Origin of the sequence: Acinetobacter sp. LCT-H3, assembly GCF_001866125.1 — a bacterium.
GTDB lineage: Bacteria > Pseudomonadota > Gammaproteobacteria > Pseudomonadales > Moraxellaceae > Acinetobacter > Acinetobacter schindleri.
Window position 1 is genome coordinate 39,453 of the sequence record NZ_MODX01000006.1, and the last position, 12,946, is coordinate 52,398.

12 protein-coding genes are annotated in these 12,946 nt (G+C 42.4%); 10 read left to right on the forward strand and 2 right to left on the reverse strand.

Annotated elements, in window-relative coordinates:
• Positions 1–120 precede the first annotated feature (120 nt).
• The 7 genes from BK820_RS04930 (at position 121) to BK820_RS04960 (ending at position 8,208) form a co-directional block, all read left to right on the forward strand.
• Positions 121–891, forward strand: coding sequence for a TorF family putative porin (locus BK820_RS04930; RefSeq protein ID WP_071320279.1), 771 nt, complete (start codon positions 121–123; stop codon positions 889–891).
• A 342-nt stretch (positions 892–1,233) separates the two neighbouring features.
• Positions 1,234–3,435 carry an OsmC domain/YcaO domain-containing protein gene (locus tag BK820_RS04935; protein ID WP_071320280.1) on the forward strand — a complete coding sequence of 734 codons (2,202 nt, stop codon included), beginning with the start codon at positions 1,234–1,236 and terminating at the stop codon, positions 3,433–3,435.
• Between the two features lie 241 nt (positions 3,436–3,676).
• The gene (locus BK820_RS04940) at positions 3,677–4,675 is read left to right on the forward strand and encodes an acyl-CoA dehydrogenase family protein (protein WP_071320281.1); all 999 of its coding nucleotides are present in this window, start codon (positions 3,677–3,679) and stop codon (positions 4,673–4,675) included.
• A complete protein-coding gene (locus tag BK820_RS04945) occupies positions 4,663–5,457 on the forward strand; it encodes a PIG-L deacetylase family protein (protein ID WP_008303530.1) in 795 nt (264 codons plus the stop codon). The genes BK820_RS04940 and BK820_RS04945 overlap by 13 nt, the downstream gene beginning before the upstream one ends.
• A complete protein-coding gene (locus tag BK820_RS04950) occupies positions 5,438–6,046 on the forward strand; it encodes a class I SAM-dependent DNA methyltransferase (protein WP_071320282.1) in 609 nt (202 codons plus the stop codon). Before BK820_RS04945 ends, BK820_RS04950 begins: the two co-directional genes overlap by 20 nt.
• Positions 6,043–6,765, forward strand: coding sequence for a glycosyltransferase family 2 protein (locus BK820_RS04955; RefSeq protein WP_004809364.1), 723 nt, complete (start codon positions 6,043–6,045; stop codon positions 6,763–6,765). The genes BK820_RS04950 and BK820_RS04955 overlap by 4 nt, the downstream gene beginning before the upstream one ends.
• 210 nt (positions 6,766–6,975) lie before the next feature.
• On the forward strand, positions 6,976–8,208 hold the full coding sequence (locus BK820_RS04960) for an MFS transporter (RefSeq protein ID WP_071320283.1): 1,233 nt from the start codon (positions 6,976–6,978) through the stop codon (positions 8,206–8,208).
• A 31-nt stretch (positions 8,209–8,239) separates the two neighbouring features.
• Here the strand turns inward: BK820_RS04960 and BK820_RS04965 are convergent, their stop codons facing one another.
• Together BK820_RS04965 and otsB are read right to left on the reverse strand one after the other, a co-directional pair.
• Complete coding sequence (locus tag BK820_RS04965) at positions 8,240–9,670, reverse strand: trehalose-6-phosphate synthase (protein ID WP_071320284.1); 1,431 nt, start codon at positions 9,668–9,670, stop codon at positions 8,240–8,242.
• Positions 9,637–10,524, reverse strand: coding sequence for a trehalose-phosphatase (gene otsB, locus BK820_RS04970; RefSeq protein ID WP_071320285.1), 888 nt, complete (start codon positions 10,522–10,524; stop codon positions 9,637–9,639). The genes BK820_RS04965 and otsB overlap by 34 nt, the downstream gene beginning before the upstream one ends.
• Positions 10,525–10,869: 345 nt before the next feature.
• Between otsB and BK820_RS15460 the strand changes: the two genes are divergently transcribed.
• The 3 genes from BK820_RS15460 to BK820_RS04985 all read left to right on the forward strand — a co-directional run bounded on the left by BK820_RS15460 (position 10,870) and on the right by BK820_RS04985 (position 12,934).
• Positions 10,870–11,220 (forward strand): hypothetical protein, encoded by a 351-nt coding sequence (locus tag BK820_RS15460; protein WP_171260590.1) that lies wholly within the window; start codon positions 10,870–10,872, stop codon positions 11,218–11,220.
• 6 nt (positions 11,221–11,226) lie between these two features.
• Positions 11,227–11,856, forward strand: coding sequence for a CocE/NonD family hydrolase (locus BK820_RS04980; RefSeq protein WP_071320287.1), 630 nt, complete (start codon positions 11,227–11,229; stop codon positions 11,854–11,856).
• Between the two features lie 160 nt (positions 11,857–12,016).
• A complete protein-coding gene (locus tag BK820_RS04985) occupies positions 12,017–12,934 on the forward strand; it encodes a LysR family transcriptional regulator (RefSeq protein WP_071320332.1) in 918 nt (305 codons plus the stop codon).
• Positions 12,935–12,946: the final 12 nt, after the last annotated feature.

Genomic DNA, 12,946 nt, shown 5'->3' on the forward strand with positions numbered 1-12,946 from the left:
CTTCATTTTCTATTGCCGAGTGCAAACAGGAATAAAGCAAAATTTACTTTACCTCAAGCTTTATAAGGCCGTCACCGGTTTAGGTCTTATTTAGCCTGTGCTTAATACAATTTATATTTTATGAAAATGTTATATAAAGCAGTGCTGTTTGGCTGTGCTGCTGTTTCAAGTATTTACTGTTATGCCGATGATGCGAAAGTAAAGCAAATAGAAGCAAGCGGAAACTTGAGTGTGGTATCCAAATACGTCTCCCGTGGTTTGACCAATGCACCTGAAAATGACGACATTGCTGTACAGGCTGCATTGAATCTAGCTTATGGCAATTTTTATGTCGGATATTGGGGATCTACGCTTGGATACTCTTATGCAGAAGTGCAGGGACGTTCGGGACATCGTTCAGACAAATTCGAGCATGATTTTTTGCTGGGTTATACCCATAGCAGCGAAAACTATGACTGGGATTTATGGAATGCGACCTATTATTATCCGGGCGGTGAGAACACGACTGGCAATGAGCTGGGCTTAAATGTAAGTCGTGCATTGAATGATCAGACCAGTATCGGGGCCAGCGTATCGACCTATCTGTATGATGTGGCTTATGCCAATCAGGGCGATACCTTTTATACGCTGAATCTGAGCCACCAATTAAATGATCGTCTGAATGCCAGCGTTACGGCAGCAGGGAGCTATTTTAACGATGAAGGCAAATATGAGGGTGGTGAACTGGGCGATACCGAAAAGCAGTTTGCCTTTCGTTATGCTTCTGCCGGACTTAGTTATACGCTTTTACCGCAGTTGAGTGTGTCTGGTGAATATATCTTTGGCGGTTATGACCGTTATGATGACAAGCAGCGTAATCTTGCAGTAGTTGCACTGAGTTATGATTTTTAAAATTATGAAATCATTCAGACTAGGCGGGTGAAAATCTGCCTTATCTGCAACTATTGATTAATAGCATAAGCCATGACTTGAAGTTGATTCATGCTCCGGCAGCTCAGGAAAGGTTGAGGGTTTGGTTTAATCTGCCAGAATTTCAGACAAATATTATCAATTTCATAAAATAATTCTATAATAGCGCCCATTCTCGGCAGCGTTATCCAGACACTTAGTCAAATGGCATAACCTGACCATTTTCTATTTTTCATTCAAGTTCTCCTCCGTGAACCGGCTTGTATATTCAGATTCAGCATCTTATCTGTCCGTGACGGCACATAAGAACATTTAGGTATCCACATGGAAATTAAGGTCAATTATCTCGATAATCTTCGCCAGGAAGCCAAGTTCGATGACTTCACGGTAATCGCCGATCAGCCGATCCGCTATAAAGGCGATGGTTCGGCACCCGGCCCATTCGATTATTTTCTGGCGTCATCGGCACTTTGTGCAGCTTATTTTGTCAAAGTCTATTGCGCAGCACGTGACATTCCGACTGATAATATCCGCCTTTCGCAAAACAATATTGTTGATCCTGAAAACCGCTATAAACAGATTTTTAAAATTCAGGTGGAACTGCCGGCTGATATTTCTGAAAAAGATCGCCAAGGAATTTTACGTTCGATAGACCGTTGTACCGTCAAGAAAGTCATTCAAACCGGTCCTGAATTTGTCATTGAAGAAGTGGAAAGTATTGATGCGGATGCTCAAGCCTTGTTAATGCCAAGTCTGGCTTCTGAAAACAGTACGTTTATTCCAGGTAAAGACCTTCCGCTGGAAGAAACCATTGCCAATATGTCTGCAATTCTGGCAGGCCTTGGCATGAAGATTGAAATTGCCTCTTGGCGTAATATCGTGCCGAATGTCTGGTCGCTACATATCCGTGATGCGCAGTCGCCAATGTGTTTTACCAATGGTAAGGGCTCAACCAAAGAAAGTGCGCTGGCATCTGCTTTGGGTGAATTTATTGAGCGTCTGAACTGTAACTTCTTCTATAATGACCAGTTCTGGGGTGAAGATATTGCCAATGCAGAATTTGTGCATTATCCGGATGAAAAATGGTTCCAGCCAGCTCCAAATGGCGAGTTGCCAGCAGAAGTTTTAGATGAACATACCCGTGAAATTTATGATCCAGAAGATGAGTTATTGGGTACCCATCTTTATGATACTAATTCGGGGAACAAGGCTCGCGGTATCTGTTCATTGCCATTTGTACGTCAGTCTGATGGTGAAACCGTTTATTTCCCATCAAATCTGATCGAAAACTTATACCTGAGCAATGGTATGAGCGCCGGGAATACGCTGTCTGAAGCGCAAGTACAATGTCTGTCTGAAATTTTTGAGCGTGCTGTTAAACGTGAAATTCTGGAAGGTGAACTCGCACTACCGGATGTGCCTGAACAGGTTCTGGCAAAATATCCAAAAATTGTTGAAGGCATTAAAGGTCTGGAAGAACAGGGCTTTCCGGTTCTGGTTAAAGATGCTTCTTTGGGTGGTCAGTTCCCGGTCATGTGTGTGACCTTAATGAACCCGCGTACTGGCGGTGTATTTGCCTCATTTGGTGCCCATCCTAACTTTGAAGTAGCATTAGAACGCAGTCTGACTGAGTTGTTACAAGGCCGTAGTTTTGAAGGTCTGAATGATCTGCCAAAACCAACCTTTAGCAGCAATGCAGTAACTGAACCGAATAACTTTGTTGAGCATTTCATCGACTCAAGCGGTGTGGTGTCTTGGCGTTTCTTCAGTGCGAAATCAGATTATGATTTTGTCGAGTGGGATTTCACCAATAATGGTCAAAACTCGAATGCGGATGAAGCTCAGGAATTATTCACGATTCTTGAAGACATGGGCCATGAAGTTTATATGGCGGTGTATCAGCATTTAGGGGCAACAGCTTGCCGTATTTTGGTACCGGGCTATTCGGAAATTTATCTTGTAGAAGATCTGGTTTGGGACAATACCAACAAGGCTTTGTTATATCGTGAAGATATCCTGAATCTGCATCGACTGGATGATGAAAAACTGGAAGCACTGGTTGAGCGTCTGGAAGAAGCAGATGAGGATGACTATACCGAGATCAAAACCTTGATCGGTATCGAGTTCGATGAAAATACCGAATGGGGGCAACTAACGATTCTTGAACTGAAACTGCTGATTTATGTAGCTTTGCAGCAATTTGAAGAAGCCAAAGATCTGGTTGAGCAGTTCCTGCAGTTCAATACCAATACTGTTGAACGTGGCCTGTTCTACCAGTGTATGAATGTCGTTCTGGAAGTCATGCTGGATGATGACATGGAACTGGAAGATTATGAACACAACTTCCGTCGTATGTTTGGTGATGAACGTATGGATGCAGTCATGGGTTCAGTTGAAGGCACAGTCCGTTTCTATGGTTTGGCTGAAACCAGTATGAAGCTTGAAGGTCTGGATCGTCATTTACGCCTGATTGACAGCTATAAAAAACTGCATGCAGCGCGTGCCAAGTTTGTGGCTCAGCAATAATCCATAGATAGCTGCATCAAAAAACCGCCTCAAGATAGGCGGTTTTTTTTATGGCTTTAAATATTTAAGATTTACAAATCAGACAAATTCCTGACAAAAAGCTACAGTATTTTGCGCCAATACTGGGCATAAATTAATTCATAAACAGTGATTTACATAATGGATAGTCAGATACTCACTTTGCTATTCATCTTTAAGAACCGGATAAAAGAATCTTAATGATATTTAATGAGGAATATGAATGTACCTCAAACAGCTGATCGAACAATTAAAAGTAGAATTCAATTCTTCTTCGACTGATCCCGAGCAGCAGATTGATTACGCTTTACATCAGCTGATTCCACACAGTCTGGAGGTGCCATACCCGGGTGAAGGACAGACCTTAAAACGCTGGCAAGTCCTGAGTCAGGTTGCTGCCATAGACTTGAGTCTGGCCAAGCTATATGAATCGCATCTGGATGTACTGGCGATACTGCATGAACTACATGCTGATCCTGAGCAGATTGTCGGATTGACTGCTATCTGGGCAGCAGAAGGTGGTCCTAAACCTTTACAGCTGGAAGATGATCTGCTTTCCGGAATTAAACCATGGTGTTCAGCCGCGGGTCAGGTACAGCAGGCTTTATTGACCTATCGGGATGAAGAAGAACACTCGCAACTGTTACTGGTAGATATGACCCAGCATGGGATTCAGATCAATACCAGTGCCTGGCATGCTGTAGGGATGCAATATACACGCACGGCTGAGGTCAGCTTCAATCAGGTCAAAATCAAAACCATCAGCAAGCCAAACTATTATCTGGATCGTCATGGATTCTGGCATGGTGCGGCTGGTGTCGCTGCCTGCTGGTTTGGTGCAACGCTCAAACTGGCCGGTTATTTAAAGCATGCCATGCATCATAAAACTAATCCATTTAGAGAAATGTATCTGGGTGAGGTCAGTAGCAAGCTGTATGCAACTCGTGCACTATTTTATGAGGCTGCAAAATTGATTGATGCCGACCCTAGGCATAATCATGAGCTAATGATCCGAGCTTTACGTGCCCAGGTCGAAGACTCTGCACTGGCAGTACTGGAACTTTGTGGTAAAGCCTTAGGTGCAGCACCATATTGTCAGGAGGCGGATTTTGCCCGCTGTGTAGCAGATTTGCCCGTATTTATCCGGCAAAGCCATGCTGCATTTGATTTGCAGTGTATTGGTCAACTGACGATGGAGGATGAACAGACATGGGCACTTTAAAACATCCAATCGTTGAAGACCGTATTATTCAGGGTAAAGGAACAGCGCTAGAAGAATGGCAGCAGAGTCAGCAGCTCCATCATTTAAAAGCGCTTGAACTGAGTAAAATATTTCCCCTAAATAGTCGCATTTGTATTGTTGCTCCACATCCGGATGATGAAGTTCTTGGCTGTGGTGGACTGATTCAGCAGCTGGATGCAGCGGGTTATGAGATTGTTCTGTTTGCAGTCACCAATGGCACAGCCAGTCATCCCGACTCCAGACTATATACACCAGAGCAGCTGGATCATATCCGACCCCAGGAAACAATAAATGCTTTAGGCGTTCTCGATCTGAAACAATCGATACAGCGTATTGCGCTGAATATCCAGGATGGTGAAGTAGCGCAACAACGTGACCAGTTGGTTGCTGCTTTAAAACCGTATTTGCAAGCAAATGATATTCTGGTAACCACTTTTGAACATGATGGCCATCCTGATCATGAGATTACAGGTCAGGTAAGCAAACAGCTTGCAGCAACGCATTCTTTAAAATGTTTACAGGTGCTGATCTGGACCTGGCATTGGGCCAGTCCTGGAGATAGTCGTATTCCTTGGCATAAAGCCCTTAGACTTGAACTCAACGCAAAGCAGTTAGCGCGTAAAATAGAAGCCATGCAATGTTTTAAAAGCCAGCTTGAACCGGACTCCAGTACAGGTAAAGCTGCTATCGTATCGGGCAGCGCATTAGCACGTCTTTTACAGCCATGGGAGGTCTATATTGATGACGAAGGCCATCTATAATCATGACTACTTCGCCGAGCTGTATCGCATAAATAATGGCGATCCCTGGCAGTATGAACAGCGCTGGTATGAGAAGCGCAAACGCGATATGACCTTAGCTGTACTGCCTTATCCCAAATTTAAAAATGGTATTGAAATTGGCTGCAGTAACGGCGTGCTGAGCGCCGAGTTGGCTGAACGATGCGAAGCTTTACTGTGTATGGATGCCAATTCGACCGCCATACAGCTAGCGAATCAGCGCCTGATCCATAATCATGTCAAAGTGGTGCAGGGGATTGTGCCTCTGGATTTGCCAACACAGCAGTTTGATCTGATTGTTGCCAGCGAAATGCTATATTACCTTGAAGAAAATATTCTGCTGCAACTGGTTGAATGGATGAATACGCATCTTAGTCCACAAGGCTGTATTGTGGCTTGCCACTGGCGACATGCGATTGAAGGCTTTAGTCTGAATGGAGAACAGGTTCATCAGATTTTAAAACAGCGATTGCATTATTATCACCACACACAGTTACAGGATGCCGATTTTTTTCTGGATGTCTGGACACATGATGTAAATTCGATTGCTGTACAGGAAGGATTGTTATGAAAAAAATTGGTGTTGTCATTCCGGCCTGTAACGAAGAAGAAGAAATCGAACATTGTCTGCAGGCATTGGAACAGGCACGCCAAAAATTTTATCAGGACATGCCTCAAAGTCATTGCATACAAATTCAAATTCTTGTCGTGATGGATAGCTGTACTGATGCTACAGCAGAAAAGTTAAACACTTATAATGTTTTAGCTATAAGTTGTAACTATCGTTGTGTAGGAAAAACCCGTGATCTCGGTATACAGCATTTGATCCAACAAGGCTATGACTGGATTTGCTGTACGGATGCAGATTCCAGAGTACATCCAGACTGGTTTAAGACCATGCTGCTGCATCAGCCTACACATGTGATTTGCGGAGTCGTTGAAATTGCGCAATGGGAGCACTTAAGTTTAGCTACCCAAAAAAAATATCTGCACCATTATCAGGATTATATGGGGCATCGGCATATTCATGGTGCTAACCTTTGTTTTAAAGCATCGAGTTATAAGCTTCTTGGTGGCTTCAAACCTATGCCATGTCATGAAGATGTAGATCTGGTTAAACGCGCGGAAAAAATGGGAATGCATATTACCTGGTCTAACCAGTTGAGAGTGGTAACCAGCAGTCGCCTGATTTCACGTGTCCGTGAAGGATTTTCACAATTTTTATGGAGCATTGAACGACAAAATCAGGATAACAAATCCAATACAAAATGCCTGAGAAAAATTATTTGAATTTTTTTGGAACTATATTTTTTAATGAATCATAGGCTTAACAATTTGGCCGATTTTTTTGATTAAAACCTATTCCATTTAAAATAAAACCGCTTATAATTCATCCAAATTAAGCCCTGTGAACTAATACATTTCAAGTATAAGTTCATGGGGTTTTTCTATGGATCAACGGTTTGGGATACCGCACCGAAATTTTTACTGGTTCTTACTATGTACGCTCCGTTATTACCTGCTTCTCTTCGTGCGCTTCCACGTAGTCATTGGCAACGTATTGCCACTGCACTATGTTTTTTCGCTCTGGGTTTTAGTACCGCTGCCTGGGCACCGTTGATTCCACTGGTGCAGCAGCGTCTGAATTTGAGCCATTCGGATTTCGGTGTGCTATTGCTTGCCGCTGGCGTAGGTTCAATGATTGCCATGCCATTGGCAGGTCGTATGGCACATCGTTACGGCTGTCGTTCCGTTATTGCTACGGTACTGGCTGCATTTGTTTTGATTCTGCCTGCATTGGCATTTAGCCCGACTAAATTGCTATTGGCAACCGCTTTATTCTGCTTCGGTGCTAGCGCTGGCGCACTCGGCGTATCGGTTAACCTTCAGGCAATTAAACTGGAAAGTCAGCAACGTAAAAGCATGATGTCACTGTTCCATGGCGTATGTAGCCTGGGTGGTTTGGCAGGTGTGTTGGGTATGACCAGTATGCTGGCATTTGGTCTTGCACTGCCTTTGAGTGTACTGGTGATCAGTATGAGCATTTTACTAATCATGGTATTTGCTGTGCCATTCTGTCTAAAAGCAGAAGCTGCAGCTGAAGCAACAGAATCTGAAGATACTACCCAGAAAGTTGCCCATAAACCACGTCCAACATTTGCAATTCTTTGCATGGGATTGATTTGTTTTATCGCTTTTCTGTCTGAAGGCGCAGCGATGGACTGGAGTGGAATTTACCTGAATACTCAATTTAAAGTTCAAGCATCTCAAGCTGGTCTAGCTTACAGTTGCTTTGCTGCATTGATGGTTGCAGGACGTTTAAGTGGCCATTTGATCATTCGCTTCTTTGGTGAAAAGAACACGATTCTGTACAGTGCCACTTTAGCAGGTTTGGGTCTTCTGACTGTGGTATTTGCACCAGTCTGGTATGTGGCTTTGATTGGTTATGCGATCCTGGGTCTGGGTAGCGCCAATATCGTTCCGTTGATGTTCTCACGTGCAGGACGTCAAACTGAATTACCAAAACATATTGCTTTATCTTATGTTTCTGTATTTGCTTATACCGGTTCTTTGCTTGGGCCAGCATTGGTGGGATTCGGAAGCGAGATCATAGGTCTAAGCCAGGTATTCTTTATCATTGCAGTTGGCCTGATCAGTATTACTGTACTGAACCAGCTGACTTCTGCTCCAGCAACTGCGGCAGAAGCAGAAAAAACACAAACACCAGCATAAAGCTGGTGTTTTTTGTTTAAATCAAAGCAATTTAATGCTGTAAATAAAGATCGTGAGAGGGTGACTTGCTAAGTGGCTGGTAAATATACTGGCTATTTACGTGTTTAAGATCTTTTAAGAAACAATCACGCCAATGCACTATGTCATAGTCCATCAGACCTTGAAATAGCGCCTGATAACGTGCAATACGTTCAGACTTTGGCATTTTTACTGCCAGCTTTAAGGCTTTGATCATGCTGTTATTATCATAAGGATCGACCAGTAAAGCTTCACGCATCTGCTCAGCAGCACCCGCATATTTGGACAGAATCAAAATGCCCGGATTTTCTGGATCTTGAGCAGCAATATATTCCTTCGCTACCAGATTCATGCCATCACGTACCGAATTGACCCAGCAGATTTCCGACTTGCGATATAAACGCATCAAGGCATGATGGCCTAAAGCATCATAATGACAGTCAAAGACCGGTTGATCTGTATGAGAGAAATCCTGATTCAGCTGATCGACACCTCGTTTTAAATCCCGATACAGATTGGCATAGGTCGGAACTTCCAGTCTGCAAGGACAGGCAATCTGAAACTGGCGTATCTTCGACAACATTTCAGGAGTTTCTTGGAAACATTGACGCAGCGCATCCACCTTCTGTAATAAGCCCTTGCTATAGTCAATTCGGTCTACTGAAATGATATGTTTAACATCAGGTGATGAACTGAAATCAAATGGCAGTTCAGTATCAGTGAGTTGTCCCGCACGACGCTGGATTGCAGTAGGATGCACACTGATCGGATAAGCTTTTACTTCTACCTGACGCTGTCCATTACGCAGAATATTGTTGGTATGTGCAGTTAGAGACAAGGTAGTTTTCAGGAAATCATAACAGTTTCTCTGATCCTGCTGCGTTTGCATGCCAAGCAGGTCGTACTGTGCCAGATGCGCTGCAAGATGCTGGCTGCAGGCTAGATCTTGCCATTTTTGTGTCTCTGGAAATGGAATATGCAGGAAGAAACCGATACGATTGCGCATGCCCAACTGACGGCAGTAATGTGCAACACTTAAGAAATGATAGTCATGCACCCAGATCATGTCACCCGGTTCGATAATTTTCTGCAACTGGCGGGCAAACTTGAAATTGACATCCTGATAGATCCGGTAATCCTGATCTGAGTAATCAATATATTGATTTTGGTCATGCATTAGCGGCCATAGTGCACCATTCGCAAAACCACAGTAAAAACCCTGATATTCAGCTTCAGAGAAACTACAGGTATGATATTCAATCTGCTGATCTTTCAGGACGTCAAAGGAATTCTGCCTATACGCCGTCTTTTTGCCATTCCATCCCATCCAGATGCCGCCTATACCATTTAGGGCATCTTCCAGAGCAACCGCAAGACCACCTGCCTGAGTGGCATTCGGGTTCGGTAATGTTACACGGTTGGATAATACAATGAGTCGGGACACGTTTTTTCTCCTTTCATTTCTTGTTTTAACGCTTTTAGTGATGTTAAAAATTCATGTAAGAAAAAACCGACATCTGCCACGTCGTCTAAACGAGCTTTGGCTGCGCTTTCTCCTGGGCCAACTTTGATTGACATACCTCCATAGTCATTAATGATGTGAAAACCAGCTTCATCCGTTAAATCATCCCCAATGAAAATGGGGTAAAACTGCTCAGCTTCAAGATCCTCTAAAATATGCTGGATTGCCGCACCTTTATTGCAACCGTGGGGAACCAGTTCATAGACACATTTGCCGCTTTTTAATTCAAAACTTGTAAATTGTTTAAGATAATTATCAATAATGGCTTTTGCCTGATCTGCATATTCAGGATGTTCACGGAAATGTAGGGCAACTGAATGGGTTTTGTGTTCTACCCGAATCGGCTGCCATTTATTCTGCTGCTCAAGCACACTAGATTTGAGTTGTTCGAGTTCTTTGTGATTGATATAAACAAGTTTTTGACCTATACCATCTTGCTGTAGCAACTCTATGCCATGTGATCCGATAATATTCCAGCAATAAGGCTGAATCAGTCGTTGTGCTTGCTCGATAGAACGTCCAGTAACCAGATATAAAGGTAAAAATTGCTGGATTTGTGCAATATTATTTAGGGTAGAAGAGGGGATAAAACTCTGTTCAGGATCTGGATGAAATTCTGAAAGTGTACCGTCAATGTCTAAAAATAAAATACAGGGTAAGGAATTATATTTAGCTCTCCGATCCAGCTTTTTCGCTATCTCGGGATAAATAGAATCTAGAACAGCATTTGTAGTTTTCATTGTTAGGGTGTAATAAATTACAGTCTCTTGATGCATTGATTATTTTTATAACATGTCAAGATCTGTGATCTGCTTATTCCTATAATGAATAATACATTTCACCTATCTACTGTAACGTTGCAATATCTTGTAAAAATGTCTTGAAAACCACATTTCTATAAAATTTTTACTCAATCAGAAATTTCTAAAATCTATCAAGATATGAATAAGCATAGTTTTGTATAAGAATTTTTATAACAGACAAGGAGCATTGTCAGTTTATAAATGCAGTGTTAAGAAGTGATCTAAAAGGAAAAACAGAGAGAAGGAAATCATTTCGTCAAATCAAACTTAATAAAAACTATGAACATAGATAAAAATGCATGGTTCATTGATCGAGGAATGCATCATCATAATAATTCGGATATAAGCAATGAAGCTCTCAATAAATTTTATGCTTCCATGGCAGCGAAGGTCACTGTGGTTGCAGTGACCGTGACCGCGGGTGTGGTCAATAAAACTTTCACCCCCCCTCAGCAAGTCACTTCAGATTTAAGTTACCTAGAACCACAATCTTTTACTGACTTTACAGGCATGACACAACCTGCCATTACATTAAAAAATACTAAATTAGGAACACGACAGTTCGAAAGTCAAGTTCAACGACCATTACTCACAAATTCAGATGCACAATGGAGTAATTACACTCGCGATTATGATTATCCCAATATGGTCACTTTGCCTGTACAGTAGATTAAAATGCGTGATGGTACCAAAATCGCAATTCGTGTTACCTTGCCAGCTGATCAGAATAAACAACCCGATTTTACTAAACCACATCCAGTGATTTTAATCCAGACACTCTACAATACAGGCCTTGCAGGCCAGATTGCGGATATGGCAGGCGGCCCGAATCCTGAGTTTGTAGGCCGTGGTTATGCCACAGTAGCTGCAGATGTACATAGTACCGGTTCTTCAGAAGGGGTATGGCAGGCATTTGATGGCATTAAACAGCAGGACAGTTTTGAAATTATTGACTGGGCTGGCAAACAGTTATGGTCAAATGGCAATATTGGTCTCTATGGTGTTTCTTATCTAGGTATTACCAGTCTGCTGGGGGCATCTACCCAGCATCCGGCATTAAAAGCCGCATTTCCAATGGTATCAATTGGTGATGGTGAGCGTGATATTTTATACAATGGCGGGCAGTTTAATACCAACTTTATCCTATTGTGGATGAGTCGGGTTAGCTTGCTTGGCGCATTACCAGTTGATGCGATTCAAACTGATCCAGTGAATGGTATTACTCTAGGGCTGGATAAAATTCAGAATTTGCTGAAGGCAAAGCCTCACCATCAAATCATTCTTGTTTTCAAAATTAGCTTTTAAAATATAAGTCGGGTTAACTGCTGGGAATGTTAGTAGATATAAATACAAATTGAATAAATATCATCATTGTTATTTAAAACTGAAAAAAACTAACAGATAAAAATTTTATGCTTTATGATCAGCATATTGAAATTGCTTTATGGAAATTCTGCAGGAAGACATGTTAGAACTTCGTCATTTAAAAACTTTAGTTGCTTTACGAGAACATGGTTCATTGGTCGCCGCTGCAGGAGATTTGTGTCTTACACCTTCAGCCTTATCTCATCAATTGCGTGAAATTGATCAATGGGTTGGCGTAGAAGTCGTAAATCGCCGTAGTCGGCCTGTGAGCTTTTCCAATGTTGGACAGCGATTACTTAAACTGGCAGATGAAATATTGCCTCAGGTACAGATTGCCCAAAGTGATATTACTCGTATTGTCCATGGACAGACGGGACGTATTATTTTCTCCTCTGAATGTCATAGCTGCTTTGACTGGCTGATGCCTTTACTCAATCAGTATCGCATCCAATATCCAGATGTAGATTTAGACTTTGCTTCAGGCTTTGAAGCCAATCCGCATGAGCTTTTACAAACTGGTGAGTTTGACTTGCTGATTACCGCCGATCCGATCGCATTAAAAGGGATAGAGTATTTTCCGATTTTTGAATATGAATCACGTTTGGTACTTTCCAATACTCATCCACTGGTACGTGCCAAAGAGATTAGCGTACAGCAACTGGCAGAAGAAACACTGGTGACTTACCCAGTGGATAAACATCGCCTAGACATCATGTCACGCCTGTTTATTCCAGCCAATATCTTGCCAAAACAGATCCGGAGGACTGATTTAACCCAGATGTTGATTCAGCTGGTGGCAAGTGGACGCGGAATTGCAGCATTACCGGACTGGGTGGTGAATGAATATGAACAGAAAGGCTGGGTAAGCTCCCGCCGTCTGGATTGCGTCGCACCTGAAGGATTACGCCGTACTTTATTTGCAGGCTATCGCACTGAAGAAAAACAGAAAGATTATTTTGAAGGGTTCCTGAAGCAGTTAGAACGGTTCTCCAAGAAAAGAGAGGCATATTATGATTAACGCTTGTTATTA

Bases quoted from the DNA above. Each gene is read 5' to 3' on its own strand.
- BK820_RS04960 (WP_071320283.1), top strand. From the start codon at position 6,976: ATGTACGCTCCGTTATTACCTGCTTCTCTTCGTGCGCTTCCACGTAGT.
- otsB (WP_071320285.1), bottom strand. From the start codon at position 10,524: ATGCATCAAGAGACTGTAATTTATTACACCCTAACAATGAAAACTACA.
- BK820_RS04935 (WP_071320280.1), top strand. From the start codon at position 1,234: ATGGAAATTAAGGTCAATTATCTCGATAATCTTCGCCAGGAAGCCAAG.
- BK820_RS04980 (WP_071320287.1), top strand. From the start codon at position 11,227: ATGCGTGATGGTACCAAAATCGCAATTCGTGTTACCTTGCCAGCTGAT.
- BK820_RS04940 (WP_071320281.1), top strand. From the start codon at position 3,677: ATGTACCTCAAACAGCTGATCGAACAATTAAAAGTAGAATTCAATTCT.
- BK820_RS15460 (WP_171260590.1), top strand. From the start codon at position 10,870: ATGCATCATCATAATAATTCGGATATAAGCAATGAAGCTCTCAATAAA.
- BK820_RS04945 (WP_008303530.1), top strand. From the start codon at position 4,663: ATGGGCACTTTAAAACATCCAATCGTTGAAGACCGTATTATTCAGGGT.
- BK820_RS04955 (WP_004809364.1), top strand. From the start codon at position 6,043: ATGAAAAAAATTGGTGTTGTCATTCCGGCCTGTAACGAAGAAGAAGAA.
- BK820_RS04985 (WP_071320332.1), top strand. From the start codon at position 12,017: ATGTTAGAACTTCGTCATTTAAAAACTTTAGTTGCTTTACGAGAACAT.
- BK820_RS04930 (WP_071320279.1), top strand. From the start codon at position 121: ATGAAAATGTTATATAAAGCAGTGCTGTTTGGCTGTGCTGCTGTTTCA.
- BK820_RS04950 (WP_071320282.1), top strand. From the start codon at position 5,438: ATGACGAAGGCCATCTATAATCATGACTACTTCGCCGAGCTGTATCGC.